Raw genomic sequence first — 17566 nt, forward strand, 5'->3', positions numbered from 1 at the left:
GGGGGTTGGCAAGGGGCGAAGGGCGCGTCAGGGAACCCGGTGCGGGGCCTGGGCGTCTGCTTAGCGATGCCGGCCGGCCCTGCGCACGGTTCGCGACACTGCAGGAAAGGCCCCGTATGACCAATCCTCCGCGGCGCACGCGCTTCATTGCTGGCCTGAACGCCGCCATGCGCATGGCTCGCCGCGCCGGTATCGCCGAACGCCCGGTGCTTGACCGCGAGCCGCTAATGCAGCGGGTCAGCGATGAAACCGGGCTCGCCGACTTCGGCGACGCCTGGTTCCACGAGCCTTACGACCGCCTCGTCGCATCGCTGCATTCCGAGGCCCAGCTCAATGCCGCCGGCGAATGGGCCGCGATGAAACAGTTCGAGAAGATGCTGCGCGACCGGTTGTGGGCCGAGCAATGGTTCGCCCGCCACCCCGAGATCCTTGAGCGCCGCCTGCCGCACCCGGTGATCGTCGTCGGCCCGATGCGCTCGGGCACGACGCGCCTGCACCGCCTGCTTTCGCGCGACCGGCGCTTCAACCACATGCGCAGCTTCGAGACGATCAGCCCCGTCCCGCGTCCGGACTTCGAACCGGGGATGCCCGATCCGCGCGTCAGCCTCGCACGGCGGATCATGGGGGTGGCGCGGCTGGCCAACCCGCGAACGCTGACCATTCACCCGACCGGGCCTATGCAGCCCGAAGAAGAGCTCGGTCTGCTGGTAAACAGCTTCTGGGGGATGAAGAACGAGGCGCAGTGGTTCGTGCCCGGCTATGGCCGCTGGTGCGAGCGGCACGACGCGACCGGGGCCTATCGCCAGATGGCGCGGCTCCTCAAGCTGGTCGGCTGGTCGCAGCAGGTCTCCAGCCTGCGGCCGTGGATTCTCAAGACCCCGCAGCACATGCTCGACCTGCCGGCGCTGATGAAGGTCTTTCCCGATGCGCGGCTGATCTTCACCCACCGCGACCCGCTGGCGATCGTCGGCAGCGCCGCCTCGCTCGCCTGGAACCAGACGATCATCTACTCGGATCACGCCGACCCGCGCCGCATCGGCGAGGAATGGCTGCGCAAGACCCGGCTGCAGATAGAGCGCATGCGCGCGGCGCGCGATGCCATCCCGCGCCAGCGCATGATCGACGTGCACTTCGACGACATGGAGCGCGATTGGCGCGGCGAAATGGCGCGGGTCTACCGATTTCTCGGCCTCGACATGGCGCGTGCGCTCCAGGGCATGGAACGCTACCAGCGGCAGACCCGCAAGCTGAAGCGCCGCCCCCACGTCTACAGCCTCGAGGCGTTCGGCCTGACCCCGGGCCGCGTACGCGAGGAACTGGGCGATTATGTGGAAACCTACGGCATCGCGCGCGAGGAGAGGCAGGCCGCGGGCTAACGTGCTTGCCGCCTCCCGCGCTATCGCTCGGGAAATGTCCGGCCGAAAACGTCTCCCGGACGTTTCGAGTCACGGAAACCTGGTGGGCGCGGCAGGGATTGAACCTGCGACCCCACCCGTGTGAAGGGTGTGCTCTACCACTGAGCTACGCGCCCGCCTCCGAGGCCGAGGGCCCGGGCAGGGGCGCGCCTTTGCCACGCAGGCGCGCCGATGACAAGACTCAGTCGAGCAGCAGCCTGGCGAGCAGCGAGCGCGCCTGTGCCGTCACCGCGCGGGGGCGTTCGTCGGCAGCAGCCACCGGGCATTCGAGGCAGCGCGCCTGCAGTCCGCGCATGCTCACCAGCGTGGCGAGGTCGCCGAACATCCGGCGGTCGAGCCCGGCCTGCTGGCCTGCGAGATACCCGAAGATGTCGCGCGGTAGGGCGGCTTGCGAGGTCCCGCCGCCTCTCATCAGGCCGGCGACGAAAGCGTCGAACGGGCTCGGCGGGGCCGAGAGGTAGCGCGCGTGCCATGCGCCGTCCTTGAGGCCGGCCTTCTTTGCCGCCCATTCGAGCGCCGTGTCGAGGTCGCCGAACTGGTCGACGAGACCCAGCTGGCGCGCCGTGCCGCCGTCCCAGACCTGACCCTGGGCGATCTCGTCGACCCGCTCGGGGCTCAGCTTGCGCGACTTGGCGACCAGCGAGACGAAGCGGCCGTAGGAGAACTCGACGGTCGATTGCAGCATCGCCTCGGCCTCGGGCGTGAGACCGCCGAGAATGTCTGGCTGGCCGGAGAGCGGCGTGGTCTTCACCCCGTCGGTCGAGACGCCGTAGTCGGCGAGCAGGCCTTCGAACGATGGAACCACGCCAAACACGCCGATCGAACCGGTGATGGTTTCCGGCTCGGCAAAGATGCGGTCGGCGGGAGTCGAGACCCAATATCCGCCGCTGGCTGCATAGGAGCCCATCGACACCGCGACCGGAATGCCTTTCGCCTTCTGGCGCAGGATCGCCCGGCGGATCGCTTCCGAACCGGTGATCGTCCCGCCGGGCGAATCGACCCGCACGACCAGAGCGGCGAGGTCGTCGTCGAGCGCATCGTCGAGCAACTTGGCGATACGCGCCGCGCCGGCTTCGCCCGGGCCGGCGTTGCCGTCGCTGATGTCGCCGGCAATGGTGATGACCCCGATTGGCTTGTTGCCGGTCAGCGACCGCATCCCGTCGCTGCCGTCCCCAATGTCGGCGAGCCACGTATCGTAATCGGTGTTGGCGAAGGCGCCGGGGCTGTCGTCCCATTCGTCCTTGCCGGCGACCTCGGCGACATGCGCGCCCCACTCCTCGCGCGTCCCGATCTTGTCGGCGAGGCCGGCGTCGAGCGCCGCTTTCGCCATGTCGCCGCCCGTCGCCTTGGCCCAGGCGACCATGTCGCCATCGAGGTAACCGAGCCGGGCCTTGGGCCGCGCCTGCTTCACGTTCGCGAGCCATTCCTGCCACACCGAATCGATCACCGGCTGGATATTGCTCTTCGCTTCGGGCGACATGTCGTTGCGAATGTAGGGTTCGACCGCGGCCTTATAGGTGCCGACGCGGAACACGTGCGCCTTGACGTCGAAGCGCTTGAGCAGGTCGCCGTAGTAGAGGTTGCTGCCACCCGGCCCGCGCACCGCGACCCCGCCCATCGGGTCGACCCAGACCTCGCTGGCGTGCGCCGCGAGCAGCATCGAATCGTCGGAATAGGCTACGGCATAGGCGAAGATCGGCTTTTTCGCGGTGCGGAAGCGGTCCATCGCTTCGCCGATTTCCTGCATTTGCACGTGCCCGCCGCCGAGAAAGGTGGTCAGGTCGAGCGCAATGGCTTTGATCCGCTTGTCCTTGGCCGCCTCGTCGATGGCCCGGATCACGTCGCGAGCGGCGAATTGCCGGTCGGGGAGCGCGCTGCTCAGCAGGCTTTCGAACGGCGGCACGTTCTGGACTTCCTCGACCACCGATCCGCTGAGGTCGAGCAGCAACGCGCCGTCGCGCACCGCCGCGGGGCTCGGGCGATTGCTCAGCACCGCGAAGAGGGCCCAGAAGAACAGCAGCAGGAAAACGAGGCTGAGCCCGTCCTTGATGGCGACGAGCAGATGCCAGACCTTGCGCGCGAAACTCATGGGGAAACCTCGAAATTCCTGTTCGGGGTCTCTTAGGGGTCTGGCGGGCGCGGTGCTACCCGAATCGGCCTGAGCCGCAATCCCGGCTCGACAAGAGACATTGCCAGCGGCGAGCGCTAGCCTTATGGGCTCGGCTTTAATGACATCGTCGGACGACACTTCACACGCGGGCCGCTATCCGGCCGGCGGGCGGGCCTTCCCGCACCGCCATCTGCTCGGCATCGGGCACCTTGAAACGCACGAGATCCTCTACCTGCTCGACGAAGCCGAGCAGTGGGTGCGATTGAACCGTCTCCCGCAAAAGCACTCGGACCGGCTCGCCGGCCTCACGATCATCAACGCCTTCTTCGAAAACTCGACCCGCACGCTGCTCAGTTTCGAAATCGCCGGCAAGCGGCTCGGCGCCGACGTCGTCAACATGCACGCCGCGCAGTCGAGCGTGAAGAAGGGCGAGACGCTGATCGATACTGCGGTGACGCTCAACGCCATGCGCGCCGATGCCATCGTCATCCGCCATGGCTCGAGCGGCGCGGTGGCGCTGATCGCCGAGCGGGTCGGCTGTCCGGTGCTCAACGCCGGCGACGGCCAGCACGAACACCCGACGCAGGCGCTGCTCGATGCGCTCGCGCTGCGCCACAAGCTGGCCGAGCAGGGCCGGCCGAGCAGCGACGGGATGATGAACGGCCTCGTCGTGACGATCTGCGGCGACGTCCTGCACAGCCGCGTAGCGCGCTCCAACATCCTGTGCCTGCAGGCGCTGGGCGCGAAGGTTCGCGCCTGCGCCCCGCCGGCGCTGATGCCTGCGGGGATCGAGGCGATGGGTGCCGAACCGTTCCACGATTTCGAGGCGGCGCTCAGCGGGGCCGACGTGGTGATGATGCTGCGGCTGCAGAACGAGCGGATGAGCGGCCAATTCATTCCGAGCCCACGCGAATATCGCCACCTCTACGGGCTGACGCTCGAGAGACTTCGGCGCTGCGCTCCGGAAGCCATCGTCATGCACCCCGGACCGATGAATCGCGGGGTCGAGATCGACAGCGACGTGGCCGAACTCGCCGGACAGTCGATCATCACCGACCAGGTCGAGATGGGCGTCGCCATCCGCATGGCCTGCCTCGACGTGTTGACCCGGCGCGAACGCGGCGTGCCCGGCTGGGGCGAGGGGGCGTGGGTATGAAGCAGACGCGCCCGCTGACGATTACCGGCGGCAGGCTGGTGCTTCCCGGCGGCGTCGCTCCCGGCGCGATCCGTTGTGTCGACGGAGCGATCGCCGCTGTTGGCGACCTCGCCCCCGAGGACGGCGACGAAATCGTCGATGCGCGCGGATTGTTGGTTGCCCCGGCGCTGGTCGATTTCGGGGTCTTCGCGATCGACAAGCCGGCGTTCCACTTCGGCGGCATCGCCCGCGCGGCGCTGATGCCCGACCGTTCGCCGCCGCTCGACCGGCCCTCGGCCGTGCGCTTCGCGGCGCAGAGCGGCAAGCCCGACTTGTGGGTCCACCCGCTCGCCGCTGCCACCGTCGGCCTCGAGGGCACGCACCTCGCCGAACTGGCGCTGATGCGCGATGCCGGGGCGAAGGCGGTGGCGACCGGGCGCAACTGGATCGCCGACAGCGGCACCATGCTGCGCCTGCTGCAATATGCCGCGATGCTCGACTTGGTGGTCGTGAGCCATGTCGAGGACGGCGGGCTGACCGGCAATGCGGCGACGACGGCAGGAGAAATGGCCAGCCGGCTCGGACTGCCGAGCGCGCCGGCCGAGGCCGAAGCGCTCGCCGCGGCGCGCGACATCGCGCTGGCCGAGATGAGCGGTGCACGGCTGCACTTGCGGCAGGTGACCACCGCCGCGGCGCTCGAGTTGGTGCGCGCGGCCAAGGCGCGCGGCGTCGCGGTGACCGCCGGCGTGACCCCGGCGCACTTCATGCTTTCCGACCTCGCGCTGCAGGACTTCCGCACGTTCGCCCGCCTTTCGCCGCCGCTGCGCTGCGAAGCCGACAGGCAGGCGGTGGTCGCGGCCATCGCCGAGGGCACGATCGACGTCATCGCCAGCGGTCACGATCCGCGCGGGCCCGAAGACAAGCGCTTGCCTTTCGCCGATGCCGAGCCGGGCATGGCCGGGGCCGAGAGCCTGCTGCCCTTGACCCTCACGCTGGTGCGCGACGGGGTTATCTCGATGGAGCGCGCCTTCGATCTGCTGGCGGGCGAGCCTGCTCGCCTGCTCGGGGTTGCGGCGGGCGAACTGAAGGCGGACTGCGAGGCCGACCTGGCGCTGATGGATCCCGAACGCCCCTGGATACTCGATTCGGCGATGATGGAAGCGACCGCCGGCAATACCCCGTTCGACAAGCAGCCGGTTCAGGGCCGCGCCACCGCATTGTGGAAGGGCGGGGTGAGGATCGACGATTGAGCATGGCTAGCGGCAAGACCGCCCTGATAACCGGTGCCGCCTCGGGCATCGGCGCGGCCTGCGCGCAGGCCCTGGCGGAACGCGGTGCAACTCGGCTCGTGCTGGTCGACCGCGACGAGGCCGCCCTGCGCGCGCTCGAGCTGGCGACCGAGGATGTGCTTCACGTCACCGGCGACGTCGCCGATCCCGCGCTGTGGGAAGAAGTCGAGGCGCTGGCCGGTCCGCTCGACCACGCCGTGCTCAACGCCGGAATCGGGCTCGGCGGGCCGATTGCGGAACTCTCGTTCGAGACATGGCGCGCGCTGATGGCAGTCAATCTCGACGGCATGTTCCTCTCGCTGCGCACGGCGATGCGGCTGGCCAACGACAACGCCGCCCTCGTGCTCACCGCCTCGGCCGCCGGGATCAAGCCCGAGGCCGGAAATGCCGCCTACGCGGCCTCGAAAGCGGCGGTGATCCAGCTCGCCAAGGTGGCGGCCAAGGAAGGTGCGTCCCGCGGCATTCGCGTCAACGCCATCGCCCCGGGCGGCGTCGATACTCCGATCTGGGACGCGATGCCGTTCTTCGCCGGACTGGTCGAGCAGCACGGCGGCGACCGCGCCGCGGCCATCGCCGCGATGGGCAAGGGCAGCGCGCCGCTCGGACGCTTCGCCACCGCCGAAGAAATCGCCGCCCAGGTCGCTTTCCTGCTGTCCGACGAAGCAGCGACGATCACCGGCACGGTACTGGTCAGCGACGGCGGCTATTCGCTCTAGGAACCTACCGGGCGACGTTCGCTGCAAGGTTACTCTTGTTACACCTGTAAACCTGCAACCTGACGGTTAACCGACTGAAATATCGCCTAATCCACCCACAATAACAGGGTTACGAAGCCCCGCTCCGCTATGGAAAACGCATGGGGTCGGCGCCGCAAGGGGAAGCGGACGATTCGAATGAGCGGCCAAGCGATGTTCCACGTCCGGGCCGTGTAGGACAGCGAAATATTGGCACCAGAAGATGCCCGCAGCCCGCCCCCAACACTGCAAACGAAAAACCCCGCCCGGTGAGGGGCGGGGTTCTCGCTGTTATCGTGGTTGCGCAGATCAGCGCATCGCCATCCGCACGCCGGTATCTATCGCTCCGGGCAGAGGCCGGTCCTGGGCGTAGGCGAAGCAGGCGTTGCCGCGGTTCTTGACCTGACCGCACATGGCCTGCGCACCGGCGAGGCCGTAGCCGGCGGCGGAGACGCGCCAGTAACGCTTGCCCTTCACCAGCGCCTCGGTGACGACCATCTCGTGCCCGGCCAGTTCGGGGTAGCGCTTGGCGTAGATGCCCCAGGCGCGGCGCGCGCCCTGTTCGCTGGCGAAGCTGCCGAGCTGGACGAGGTGCGAGCCGTCGGACTTCTTTGCCGCTGCGGCATAGGCCGGTTTCAGCGCGGCGCCCTGGCGCAAGGCCACGGTCTGGACGACCGGCTCCTGGACGAAGCGGACCGCGTCCTGCGCAACCTGGGCGAGCGAACCGCCCGCGGGCGCCAGCGTGGCGAAGGCGGCCTGGAAGTCGTCGGGCCGCTCGATGCTCTGCGCCGGATAATCCTGGTAGGCAACGCCGGCGGACCGGCCTGCCGACACGGCGGGAAGTTCGCTGGCGTCCTGCTCGCGGCCGGCGTAGGCCGAGGCCTCGGCGGCAAGCTGCTGCACCGACGGCGTGTTGGCGAGCGCCAGCGATACCGGCTGGCCGGCGTCCTGCACCCCGGCCGGCGCGCCGATCAGCGAGGCGACGCGCTGCTGCCAGGCTTCGGGCTGGGCCATCGTCGCCCATTCCTGCATACGGTCGCCGACCTGATCGGCCGGTACGTCCTGCGCGGCCATGACGCGCGCTTCGCGCCATTGCCCCGAGAGCGCGTAGGCATAGGCGAGGTTCTGACGGATTTTCGGCGTGTTGTAGCCTGCGCGGATGGCCTGAGACATGACCTGCACGCCGCGCTGCGGCTGCCCGGCGAGGGCATAGGCGAGGCCGAGGTCGGCCGGGGCGATGGCGTCGTCCCAGTCGTTGAGCACGGCCACGGCGTCGTTGTAGCGGGCCTCGCCCGACAGGGCGAGCGCGAGACTCAGCGCGGTGCGCGCCGAGTTGTCGCCCAGCGCCATCGCGTCGTTGAAACTGGTCGAAGCCGACGCGAAGCGGCCGGCCTCGAGGTAGGCCGAGCCCAGCATCGCGCGGTAGGCGGCGTTGCGCGGTTCGGCCTCGACCGCGGCTTCCGCGTTGGCGATAGCCTTGTCGGTCTTGCCTTCCGCGAGCGCGGATTGCGCCTTGCTTGCCGAGAGGTCGGCGCGCGGGGCGGAGCCGGTGGCGCAGCCCGCGAGGAGAACCGCGCCCATTGCGCTGGTGATGGCCAATCCCAGTTTCGGGCTGATCGCCCGGCCGATGCGGCTGGTCGTGTGCATGGTATCGATCCCCTTGCGGTATCTCGCCTGGTTCATGTCAGTCACGCCGGACCTGCGCGGCCAGGCTCTCGATTTCCGGAATGTCCTTGAGGAAGCGGTCGAGCGCTTCGGTAACGATCTGCTGCGCGCTGCGACCGCGCACCGTACTGGCGAGGCGCAACTTGAGGTGCCGCCTGGCGTCGAGGCGCAGCGTGAACGCGGCGCGGCGGCTGTCGTTGGCCGCCTCCCGCTTGGTCTTTGACTTGCCCGGCGCAGGAGCTGGCTCGGCGGCGATCGCGGTGAACTGCGCGGTCGCGGCAGCCACCGGTGCGCCGGCGTCCGTCTCGTCGCTCGCGGGCGAGGGCGGCGCGGATTGTTCGGCGGCCGGTTCGTCGACCGGCGGCAGCGCCTGGATCTTGGCGGCCTTGGGTTTCTTCGCCTGTTCTTCCTCGGCGAGGCGGGCGGCGAGCTCTTCGTGCATCGTGCGCACCTTGGGGCGCGGCGAGGCACGGTCGGTGATCGCTTCGGCTTCGGGGTTATGCGGCGACGGCGTGAGATGGAGCACTTCGGCGGAGTGATCCGCCGCGGCGTCCTCCTCGCCCATGTCGTCCCAGCCGAGATCTTCGAGATTCTGCGCCGCGGCCGAGCCGTTCATCGCCGGGATGCGGTTGGCCTGCGGGCGCATGGCGGGCTTCGCGCCGCCCTTGCGGGCCAGCAACGTTGCGCCGAGCGAGGCGAAGGGTTTGGGGTCGTTCATCCGACCTACCCTCCCGCTTTACTGTGCGACCCGGCGGCCGAAGCCACCCTGCGGGCGGTGCGAGCCCGGCATCTGCGACACGCTGTTCGGCGCAGCGAAGACGGTGCGGCGGAAATTCCGCTCGAGCCGGTCGGCGATATAGTGCCACAGCGCCGCGACTTCCTGCGCGCTGCGCCCCTCGGGCTCGACTTCCATGACCGTGCGGCCGTCGATCATCGAGGCGGCGAAATCGGTGCGGTGGTGAAGGGTGATCGGGGCCACGGTGCCGTGCTGGGACAGCGCGACGGCGGCTTCAGAGGTGATCTTGGCTTTCGGCGTGGCTGCGTTGACGACGAAGATCAGCGGCTTTCCGGCACGTTCGCACAGATCGACCGTGGCGCCGACGGCGCGCAGGTCGTGCGGACTCGGCCGGGTCGGAACGACGATAAGTTCGGCCACCGAGATGACCGACTGGATGGCCATGGTGATCGCCGGAGGCGTGTCGATGACGGCGAGCTTGAAACCCTGCTGCCGCAAGGTCGCGAGGTCGTTCGCCAGCCGCGCTACCGTGGTATGGGCGAAGGCCGGATATTCCGCCTCGCGCTCGTTCCACCAGTCGGCCAGCGATCCCTGAGGATCGATATCGATGAGAACAACCGGTCCCGCCCCGGCGCGCTGCGCCTGGACTGCGAGGTGCCCGGAGAGCGTGGTCTTGCCCGATCCACCCTTTTGCGAAGCCAATGCCAAAACGCGCAAGGCTATTCCCCCTGAGGTTGCGACCGGAGGGAAAATTCCGGCCCTTCGACAAGCGGGATCGCAGAACACCCCTAAATTTGAGTTAACGCGGGGCCACCGAGCGGAGGAATTCGCGGCTCCGGATCGGCAAATGCAGCGCGCAGGTCTCCGAGCGGCGATTCGGGCGTCGAAAAATCGCCCGGCATAAAGACTTTGCTAATGCGGCATTTACTATGGCACGCTTGAAACGAACGGGAGCGGGCGTGCGCAGGGGTTTGGCGATGATTGCGACAGTGAAGCGGACGGGTTGGGCAGGCATTGCCGCTGCGGCGCTGCTTGCGGCTGGCCCGGCGCTCGCCGACGTCAAGACCGGCGTCGATGCCTGGAGCCGCGGCGACTACGCCCTGGCGGTGCGCGAATGGCAAGGGCCGGCCGCGGCGGGCGATGCCGACGCGATGTTCAACCTTGCCCAGGCCTATCGCCTTGGACGTGGCGTCCCGACCGACCCGCGGAAGGCCGAGGCGCTCTATGCGCGCGCCGCGGCGGCCGGCCACATCAAGGCCGCCGATACCTATGGTCTGATGCTGTTCCAGGACGGACGGCGCGAAGCGGCCTTGCCCTACATCCAGGCGGCCGCCTTGCGCGGGGACCCGCGTTCGCAATATCTGCTCGGCATAGCTCACTTCAACGGCGACATCGTGCCCAAGGACTGGGTCAGGGCCTATGCCCTGCTGACGATGGCCAACAGCCAGGGCCTGCCGCAAGCTGCCTCGGCGCTGGCGCAGATGGACGAGAGCATTCCGCTGGTGCAGCGCCAGCAGGCGGCCGGGCTGGCGGTGCAGATGCAGCGCGACGCCGAAGCCCAGCGCGGACGGGCGCTCGCCTCGGCCGACCTTGGCGCGGGTGGCGCCGCTCCGGGCGCGAATACGCCGGCGCCTCAGAGCGTGCCGCCTGCCGCTGCCTCCCGTCTGCCGAGGCCCGTCGCCACGACGGCGGTATCGCCCTCGGTCGCCGCCGCCCGCGCGGCGCTGGCGCAGGCCGCCCAGGCCACCGGAACCGAAAGCCCCGCCGAAGCCGGCGCCTCGTTTGCCCGCGCTGCACCGGTTGCGGCGCCGAGGGCAGAGGTTGCTGCCGCCGAACGCAAGGCGCCGGTGCCTGCCGCTCCGGCTGCCCCGCGCGCTGTGGCCGGCAACCGCACCGGTCCGTGGCGGGTCCAGCTCGGCGCGTTCTCCGTCGCGGGCAATGCCGAGCGGCTGTGGTCGCAGCTCAGCGGGCGCAGCGAGATCGCCGGACGCCAGCGATTGCTGGTCCCTGCCGGGCGGGTCACCAAGCTGCTTGCCGCGGGCTATTCCACGCAGGCCGAAGCCGATGCCGCCTGTCGAAGCCTGAAGCGCGCCGGTCAGGATTGCCTTGTCACGCGCTAGGGCCCGGCGGTAATCGTGGCCCCCTGACAGGTGCAGGGGGATATCGATGGCCACAGTCGTTTCCGCAACGCCGGACGAAGTTCCCGCGGATGCGACGCCGGATCAGCCGGTCAAGGCAAACGAGCGGCTCGTTACCCTCGACCTGATTCGCGGGGTGGCCGTGCTCGGCATCCTGTTCGCCAACATCACGGCATTCGGGCATCCCCAGGCGGCTTATTTCTGGCCCGCCGCGCTGCCCGGCGGCGCCACCTTGGGCGACAAGCTGGTTTGGTTCGTCCAGCTCGTCTTCGTCGACCACAAGTTCCGCGGCCTGTTCTCGCTGCTCTTCGGCGCGGGCATCTATCTGTTCATGGAGCGGGCCTGGGCGCGCGGCAGCAGCCGCTGGCTGCAGTTCCGCCGCCTGTGCTGGCTGCTCGTCTTCGGCGCGATACATTATTTCCTCATCTGGCCCGGAGACATTCTCGGCACTTACGCCGCCGCGGGGATGATGGCGCTGCCGATGATGAAATGGTCGGACCGCAAGCAGCTCAGGACCGGAATTGTTCTCTACACGCTGGGCGTGCTGGCGATGCTCGCGACCCTGGGCGGAGCCTGGGTCGCAGCAAACAACCCCTCGGTTGCGGCGCGTCTGGACGACAAGCAGCGCCAGCAGATCGCGACTGCGGAACGCAGGACGCTCGAAGACGTCGGCAAGAACGTCACCTTCATGCGGTCGGCAAGCTACCCCGATTATGTGGCCGAGCGGGTGACGAAGCACTGGGGCGGTTTCGTGCAGGGGCTGGTGATCGTGCCGTTGATGGAAACGCTCGGCCTCGTTCTGATCGGCATGGCGCTCTACCGGCGCGGCTTCTTCAGCGGCGCGTTCGATCCGGGGAAGATGCGGCGCAACGGCTGGATCGCGCTGCTCGGCGGACTCGGGTTTACGGCGCTGGTGGCGCTTTGGCCCGAGCGGACCGGCTTCCCGTTCTTCACCACCATCTTGGTGTTCAACGAACTCGGACGCCTCGCCCAGGTGCCGATAGCGCTCGGTCTCGCCGCGGTGCTGATCGCCGAGGGGCCGCGCTTGGCCGAGACCGGATTCGGCAGCCGCTTCGCCGCCGCCGGCCGGATGGCGTTCAGCAATTACCTCGGCACCTCGCTTCTCATGCTGTTCGTGTTTCAGAGCTGGTCGCTCGGCCTGTTCGGCGAACTGCACCGCCTCCAGCTCATGCTGATCGTGTTCGCGGTGTGGGCCGGGATGCTGCTGTGGTCGAAGGCGTGGCTGGCGCGGTTCCGCTACGGCCCGCTCGAATGGCTGTGGCGCAGCCTGACCTACTGGCAGGTTTTCCCGCTGCGCCGATAGCGGGCCGGGAAATTCGCCGCATCTGAGGCGCGCTTGGCCGCTTTGTTCGGCGGCCGTGCATGGCGCGCGGGAACCGGCTGCCTTCCCGCCCCTTAGGCGGGAGAACGAGCCGGAGAATCAACGACATGAACGACAAGAGGACAAGCAGGGTCGAAGCCGCGGCGGGGCTGGGCCTCGCGCTCGGCGCGGCGGCGATCGGCGCATATCTCTCCACCCGCAGGGATCGCGGCGGCTGGGACGACGACGCACCTGGCTACACTGCGCGGCGCGGCTTCGGGAAATACGAGGTCAGCGGCCGCACCGTCACCATCGGCAAGCCGCGCGCCGAGCTGTTCGCCTTCTGGCGCGATTTTTCCAACCTGGCGCAGGTGATGGAAAATGCGGAAAAAGTCGAGACCCGGCCCGATGGCCGATCGGTCTGGACGATCAAGGCCCCTGCCGGCCAGACAGTCGAGGTCGAGACAGAGGTGGTGCGCGAGGTGCAGGACGAGCTGATCGCCTGGCGATCGGTCGCAGGCTCGCAGATCGACACCGAAGGGCGCGTGATGTTCAAGGATGCGCCCGGCGACCGCGGTACGCAGGTGACACTGATCGTCGCCTACGATGCGCCGGGCGGGAAGCTCGGGAAGGCGATCGCAAAGCTGTTCCTGCGCGAGCCCGAAATCCAGGCGCGGCACGACCTGAAACGCTTCAAGATGCTGATGGAATGCGGCGAGATCGCCACCTCGGCGCGGCGCCGGGAGGACACCCGCGCAGCGCGTCAGAACCAACACGAGAAGGAGGCAGCCTGATGCGCGCGCTCACCTGGCACGGCACCCACGACGTCCGCATCGAAACGGTCGACGATCCGGAGATCATAAACCCGCGCGATGCGATCATCAAAGTCACCAGCACTGCGATCTGCGGCTCCGACCTGCACCTTTACGATCACGTGATCCCCGGCCTCCTGCCCGGCGACATCCTCGGCCACGAGTTCATGGGCGAAGTGGTCGAGACCGGCGCCCGAAGCACGCTGAAGAAGGGGGAGCGGGTGATCGTCCCGTTTCCGATCAGCTGCGGCAACTGCTTTCATTGCCGGATCGAGCAGTATTCGTGCTGCGAGAACTCCAACCCCGCCGAAAAGCAGGACCTGACGCTACCGGTCTACGGCCAGCCGATGGGGGCGATCTTCGGCTATTCCCATCTCACCGGCGGCTATTCGGGCGGGCAGGCGGAATATGTCCGCGTACCGTTCAGCGACGTCGGCCCGATGGTCGTGCCCGACCACCTGGAGGACGACAAGGTCCTGTTCCTGACCGACATCCTGCCGACCGGCTGGCAGGCGGCGGAGAACGCCGACATCGGCCCCGACGATACCGTCGCGGTCTGGGGCTGCGGCCCGGTCGGTCTGTTCGCGGTCCAGTCCGCGCTGGCGATGGGGGCGGCCAAGGTGATTGCGATCGACCATTACCCGCACCGGCTGGAGCTGGCGGCGCAGCTTGGGGCGGAAACGATCAACTTCCGTTCGAGCAACGTGCTCGAAGCCCTGATGGAAATGAGCGGCGGCATCGGCGTCGACGCGGTGATCGATGCGGTAGGCATGGAAGCGCACGGCTTTGCGATCGATAACATGCTCGACGTGGTCAAGCAGAAGGTCGGCGTCGGCGCGGACCGCGCGCACGCGCTGCGCATGGCGCTTCTGGCGGTGCGCAAGGGCGGGCGCGTGTCGATCCCGGGCGTCTATGGCGGCCTGGCCGACAAGTTCCCCACCGGGGCGCTCATGGAAAAGGGGCTGCAGGTCCGCACCGGACAGACCCACGTTCAGAAGTACACCCGCAAGCTGTTGGCGATGATCGAGGACGGCACGCTCGACACCACCTGGTTGATCAGCCACCGCCTGCCGCTGGAGGAGGGGCCCACCGGCTACAAGAACTTCCGCGACAAGCAGAACGAGTGGACCAAGGTGGTGCTCAAGCCGGAAATGGTGAACTGAGCCAAGTCTGGAATTGCTGAGGCTTGCTATTGCAAGACATTCGCATTAAGTCTCGGCACAGGAGTCGAATGCGCCATGTACGTCTGCGTCTGCAATGCGATCAGGGAATGCGAATTCCGCCGCGCCGCCCACGAGCATCCCGGCGACGCGGAAGCGGTCTACGCCGCCCTCGGCAAGAAACCGCAGTGCGGCCAGTGCCTCGAGGAGGCCGACGAACTCCTGGCCGAAGAGCGCTTCGGGCAGCGACACCTCACGCTCGTCGCCTGAGCCGACGAGGTTGCGCAGCGCGGCCAGCCGCTTCTGCCCGCTGCGCCCCCCTTGCCATCGCGCCGTTGGAAAGCGCATGGTCTGCTGACACGCAGCAGCAATGGAGACGGCCGTGAAGGGTGACGAGAAGGTCATCGAGTACCTCAACAAGGCGCTCACCAACGAACTCACCGCGATCAACCAGTACTGGCTGCACTACCGAGTGCTCGCCGATTGGGGCGTGACCCGGCTCGCCGAATACGAGCGGCACGAATCGATCGACGAGATGAAGCATGCCGACGTTCTCGCCGAGCGGATATTGTTCCTCAAAGGCCTCCCCAACTTCCAGGCCATCCACAAGCTCAAGGTCGGCGAGACGGTCGAGGAAATCCTCCGGGCCGACCTGGCCGTCGAAGAGGAGGCGATCCCCCTGCTGCGCGAAGCGATCAAGCACTGCGAGGGCGTGGCCGATTTCGTCAGCCGCGAGATTTTCGCCCGCATCCTCGAAAACGAGGAGGAACACGTCGATTTCCTCGAAACCCAGTTCGACATGATCGAGCGGATGGGGCTGCCCAACTATGTCCAGTTGCAGAGCAAACCGGCCGGCGAAGGCGATTGAGGGCTGTTTCACACCCTAGCCGATTGCCGAATCCCTGCTAACCTCGCCCGGAAGGCCAGTTGGGGAGAGAGCAATGGCGATGAGGGGATGGGCCGCGCGCGGCTTGGCGGCTGCGGCTCTGATGGCGACCGGGTTGGCGCAGGCACAGTCCTCCAACGAGGACTTCGTCCCCGTGACCGACGCGATGATCCAGAATCCCGACCCGGCGGATTGGCTGAGCTGGCGCCGCACGCTCGACAGTTGGGGCTATTCGCCGCTCGACGAGATAAACAAGGGCAACGTCGATCAGCTCCGCCTCGTCTGGGTGCGTCCGCTCGAGGCCGGGCACCAGGAGGGCACGCCGCTGGTCCACGATGGACGCATGTTCTTCCCCGGGCCGAGCGATATGATCACCGCGCTCGACGCTGCTTCGGGCGACGTGCTGTGGACCCACAAGCGCTCGCTGCCCAAGGACATGGGCCAGTACCTGACCTTCCCCGATACCAACCGCAACCTGGCGATCTACGGCGACCTGATCATCGCCCGCGGATCGGACGACCACATCTATGCGGTCAATGCTCTGACCGGAAAGCTGGCGTGGGACACCAAGATCCTCGACTATCGCAAGGGCGCCAAGCAAAGCTCCGGACCGATCATCGCCGAAGGCCTGGCCATCACCGGCCGCTCGTGCGAGCCGGAAGGCGGCCCCGACGCCTGCGTCATCACCGCCCACGATGCCAGGACCGGCAAGGAAGTCTGGCGCACCAGCACGATCGCCCGCGGCGACGATCCCAACGACAAGACCTGGGGCGGCACCCCGCTCGAAAAGCGCACGCAGGTCGGCGCGTGGATGAACGCCAGCTACGATCCCGAGCTGCACCTGCTCTACATGGGCACCTCGGTCAGCGCGCCGACGCCCAAGTTCCTGCTCGCCGGCAACGACCATACCTACCTCTACCACAACTCGACGCTGGCGCTCGACGTGAAGACGGGCAAGATCGTCTGGCATTACCAGCACATCGTCGATCACTGGGACCTCGACCACCCCTTCCCGCGCATCCTGCTCGACGAGACCGTCGCGCCCGATCCGAAGGAAGTGACGTGGATCAACCCGAAGATCGTCAAGGGCAAGACCTACAAGGTCGTCACCGGCGTTCCGGGCAAGACGGGGGTGGTCTACACGCTCGACCGGACGACCGGAGAATTTCTGTGGGCCCGGCCGACGGTGCAGCAGAACGTGGTCCAGTCGATCGACGGCAGGACCGGCAAGGTCACGGTCAATCCCGAAACCGAGTTCGAACGGGTCGGGCAGGAGCGCTACGTTTGCCCGTCCTCGACCGGCGGAGCGAACTACCAGGCGCCGGCCTACAGCCCCCTGACCAAGACGATGTATTTCCCCGAGCAGAACCTTTGCGAAACGGTCAGCGCGGTCGAGCCGGACTGGAACAACCTGGGGTACTCGATCTCGTCGAAGATCTTCATCCCGCCCGAGGCCGACAAGAAGCTCGGCGTGATCCACGCGATCGACGCGGTGACCGGCAAGACCAACTGGACCTACTCGATCCGCGCCGGGATGCAGTCGCTGCTGACCACCGGCGGCGGGCTGCTGTTCGGCGGCGACAGCGCCGGGCGCTTCCGGGCCATGGACCAGCAAACCGGCAAGGTGCTGTGGGAAATGAACCTCGGTTCGGCGGTGACCGGCTACCCGATCACCTTCAGCACCGGCGGTCACCAGTACGTCGCCGTCTCGACCGGGTTCTGGCTCGGCGACAGCTTCACCCCCGAGATTCTCAAGGGCACGCAGGGCACGCTGTTCGTCTTCGCGCTGCCCGACGCCGGGATTGGACGCAAAGGCCCCGACCGCGAGCCGGTCGACGCCCGCGCCGCCCCGATCGAGGTGACGCCGCCCAAGGCCGATTCCGCGCCGGGCGCGGGGGCGGCGGCTGTAGACGGGCAGGCGCTCTACACCGAGCATTGCTCCGGCTGTCACGGCGGCGATTACCAGGGCGGCGCGGGCATTCCCCCGGTGAGGGGCGCGGCGTTCATGGCCAACTGGAAGGGCAAGTCCGCCGACCAGCTCCACGCCTATCTCAAAACGGCGATGCCGCCGGGCGCGGCGGGCACGCTGAGCGATGCGGAATACCGGGCGATTGCCGCCCACATCCTCAAGGTGAACGCGGCCGATTGACGAGGGCAGGGGGGAA

The 17566-nt window shown here is 67.9% G+C and carries 15 protein-coding genes and 1 tRNA gene; 11 read left to right on the forward strand and 5 right to left on the reverse strand.

Going from position 1 to position 17566, the window contains the following annotated elements; all coding sequences use genetic code 11:
• Positions 1-116 precede the first annotated feature (116 nt).
• Complete coding sequence (locus Q7I88_RS05770) at positions 117-1376, forward strand: sulfotransferase family protein (protein WP_305098090.1); 1260 nt, start codon at positions 117-119, stop codon at positions 1374-1376.
• 80 nt (positions 1377-1456) lie between these two features.
• Here Q7I88_RS05770 and Q7I88_RS05775 read toward each other — a convergent pair.
• Both Q7I88_RS05775 and sppA read right to left on the reverse strand, forming a co-directional pair.
• Positions 1457-1531 (reverse strand) — tRNA-Val (locus Q7I88_RS05775).
• 65 nt (positions 1532-1596) lie between these two features.
• The gene (gene sppA / locus Q7I88_RS05780; RefSeq protein WP_305098091.1) at positions 1597-3504 is read right to left on the reverse strand and encodes a signal peptide peptidase SppA; all 1908 of its coding nucleotides are present in this window, start codon (positions 3502-3504) and stop codon (positions 1597-1599) included.
• Between the two features lie 139 nt (positions 3505-3643).
• On the opposite strand from sppA, the gene Q7I88_RS05785 reads away from it, so the two are divergent.
• From Q7I88_RS05785 to Q7I88_RS05795, 3 genes are read left to right on the forward strand one after another with little or no spacing between them, the layout of a single operon-like run.
• A complete protein-coding gene (locus Q7I88_RS05785) occupies positions 3644-4681 on the forward strand; it encodes an aspartate carbamoyltransferase catalytic subunit (protein ID WP_305098092.1) in 1038 nt (345 codons plus the stop codon).
• Positions 4678-5910 (forward strand): dihydroorotase, encoded by a 1233-nt coding sequence (locus Q7I88_RS05790; protein WP_305098093.1) that lies wholly within the window; start codon positions 4678-4680, stop codon positions 5908-5910. Before Q7I88_RS05785 ends, Q7I88_RS05790 begins: the two co-directional genes overlap by 4 nt.
• A 2-nt stretch (positions 5911-5912) precedes the next feature.
• A complete protein-coding gene (locus Q7I88_RS05795; RefSeq protein WP_305098094.1) occupies positions 5913-6665 on the forward strand; it encodes an SDR family NAD(P)-dependent oxidoreductase in 753 nt (250 codons plus the stop codon).
• A gap of 327 nt (positions 6666-6992) precedes the next feature.
• On the opposite strand, the gene Q7I88_RS05800 is transcribed toward Q7I88_RS05795, so the two are convergent.
• Genes Q7I88_RS05800 through Q7I88_RS05810 form a run of 3 tightly spaced genes read right to left on the reverse strand, consistent with a single transcriptional unit; the run spans position 6993 to position 9801 of the window.
• Positions 6993-8366, reverse strand: coding sequence for a tetratricopeptide repeat protein (locus Q7I88_RS05800; RefSeq protein WP_305098095.1), 1374 nt, complete (start codon positions 8364-8366; stop codon positions 6993-6995).
• Position 8367: 1 nt separating this feature from the next.
• Positions 8368-9066 carry a hypothetical protein gene (locus Q7I88_RS05805; RefSeq protein WP_305098096.1) on the reverse strand — a complete coding sequence of 233 codons (699 nt, stop codon included), beginning with the start codon at positions 9064-9066 and terminating at the stop codon, positions 8368-8370.
• 18 nt (positions 9067-9084) lie between these two features.
• Positions 9085-9801: an AAA family ATPase gene (locus Q7I88_RS05810; RefSeq protein ID WP_305098097.1), complete on the reverse strand. Its 717-nt coding sequence runs from the start codon at positions 9799-9801 to the stop codon at positions 9085-9087.
• A 260-nt stretch (positions 9802-10061) separates the two neighbouring features.
• On the opposite strand from Q7I88_RS05810, the gene Q7I88_RS05815 reads away from it, so the two are divergent.
• From Q7I88_RS05815 to Q7I88_RS05845, 7 genes are all read left to right on the forward strand, one after another.
• The gene (locus Q7I88_RS05815; protein WP_305098098.1) at positions 10062-11204 is read left to right on the forward strand and encodes an SPOR domain-containing protein; all 1143 of its coding nucleotides are present in this window, start codon (positions 10062-10064) and stop codon (positions 11202-11204) included.
• 46 nt (positions 11205-11250) lie between these two features.
• Positions 11251-12546, forward strand: a complete 1296-nt coding sequence (locus tag Q7I88_RS05820; RefSeq protein ID WP_305098099.1) for a DUF418 domain-containing protein — start codon at positions 11251-11253, stop codon at positions 12544-12546.
• Positions 12547-12671: 125 nt separating this feature from the next.
• Complete coding sequence (locus Q7I88_RS05825) at positions 12672-13337, forward strand: SRPBCC family protein (RefSeq protein ID WP_305098100.1); 666 nt, start codon at positions 12672-12674, stop codon at positions 13335-13337.
• Positions 13337-14518 carry a zinc-dependent alcohol dehydrogenase gene (locus Q7I88_RS05830; protein ID WP_305098101.1) on the forward strand — a complete coding sequence of 394 codons (1182 nt, stop codon included), beginning with the start codon at positions 13337-13339 and terminating at the stop codon, positions 14516-14518. Before Q7I88_RS05825 ends, Q7I88_RS05830 begins: the two co-directional genes overlap by 1 nt.
• A gap of 75 nt (positions 14519-14593) precedes the next feature.
• Complete coding sequence (locus tag Q7I88_RS05835; protein WP_305098102.1) at positions 14594-14785, forward strand: (2Fe-2S)-binding protein; 192 nt, start codon at positions 14594-14596, stop codon at positions 14783-14785.
• A 112-nt stretch (positions 14786-14897) separates the two neighbouring features.
• On the forward strand, positions 14898-15383 hold the full coding sequence (gene bfr, locus Q7I88_RS05840) for a bacterioferritin (protein ID WP_305098103.1): 486 nt from the start codon (positions 14898-14900) through the stop codon (positions 15381-15383).
• Positions 15384-15456: 73 nt separating this feature from the next.
• Positions 15457-17550 (forward strand): outer membrane protein assembly factor BamB family protein, encoded by a 2094-nt coding sequence (locus Q7I88_RS05845; RefSeq protein WP_305098104.1) that lies wholly within the window; start codon positions 15457-15459, stop codon positions 17548-17550.
• Positions 17551-17566: the final 16 nt, after the last annotated feature.

Origin of the sequence: Croceibacterium aestuarii, assembly GCF_030657335.1 — a bacterium.
Taxonomy (GTDB): domain Bacteria; phylum Pseudomonadota; class Alphaproteobacteria; order Sphingomonadales; family Sphingomonadaceae; genus Croceibacterium_B; species Croceibacterium_B aestuarii.

Excerpts from the sequence above, each read along its gene's own strand:
- Q7I88_RS05795 (WP_305098094.1), top strand. The coding sequence starts at position 5,913 with ATGGCTAGCGGCAAGACCGCCCTGATAACCGGTGCCGCCTCGGGCATC.
- Q7I88_RS05825 (WP_305098100.1), top strand. The coding sequence starts at position 12,672 with ATGAACGACAAGAGGACAAGCAGGGTCGAAGCCGCGGCGGGGCTGGGC.
- Q7I88_RS05770 (WP_305098090.1), top strand. The coding sequence starts at position 117 with ATGACCAATCCTCCGCGGCGCACGCGCTTCATTGCTGGCCTGAACGCC.
- sppA (WP_305098091.1), bottom strand. The coding sequence starts at position 3,504 with ATGAGTTTCGCGCGCAAGGTCTGGCATCTGCTCGTCGCCATCAAGGAC.
- Q7I88_RS05800 (WP_305098095.1), bottom strand. The coding sequence starts at position 8,366 with ATGAACCAGGCGAGATACCGCAAGGGGATCGATACCATGCACACGACC.
- Q7I88_RS05815 (WP_305098098.1), top strand. The coding sequence starts at position 10,062 with ATGATTGCGACAGTGAAGCGGACGGGTTGGGCAGGCATTGCCGCTGCG.
- Q7I88_RS05845 (WP_305098104.1), top strand. The coding sequence starts at position 15,457 with ATGGCGATGAGGGGATGGGCCGCGCGCGGCTTGGCGGCTGCGGCTCTG.
- Q7I88_RS05785 (WP_305098092.1), top strand. The coding sequence starts at position 3,644 with ATGACATCGTCGGACGACACTTCACACGCGGGCCGCTATCCGGCCGGC.
- Q7I88_RS05835 (WP_305098102.1), top strand. The coding sequence starts at position 14,594 with ATGTACGTCTGCGTCTGCAATGCGATCAGGGAATGCGAATTCCGCCGC.
- Q7I88_RS05820 (WP_305098099.1), top strand. The coding sequence starts at position 11,251 with ATGGCCACAGTCGTTTCCGCAACGCCGGACGAAGTTCCCGCGGATGCG.
- Q7I88_RS05830 (WP_305098101.1), top strand. The coding sequence starts at position 13,337 with ATGCGCGCGCTCACCTGGCACGGCACCCACGACGTCCGCATCGAAACG.
- Q7I88_RS05805 (WP_305098096.1), bottom strand. The coding sequence starts at position 9,066 with ATGAACGACCCCAAACCCTTCGCCTCGCTCGGCGCAACGTTGCTGGCC.
- Q7I88_RS05790 (WP_305098093.1), top strand. The coding sequence starts at position 4,678 with ATGAAGCAGACGCGCCCGCTGACGATTACCGGCGGCAGGCTGGTGCTT.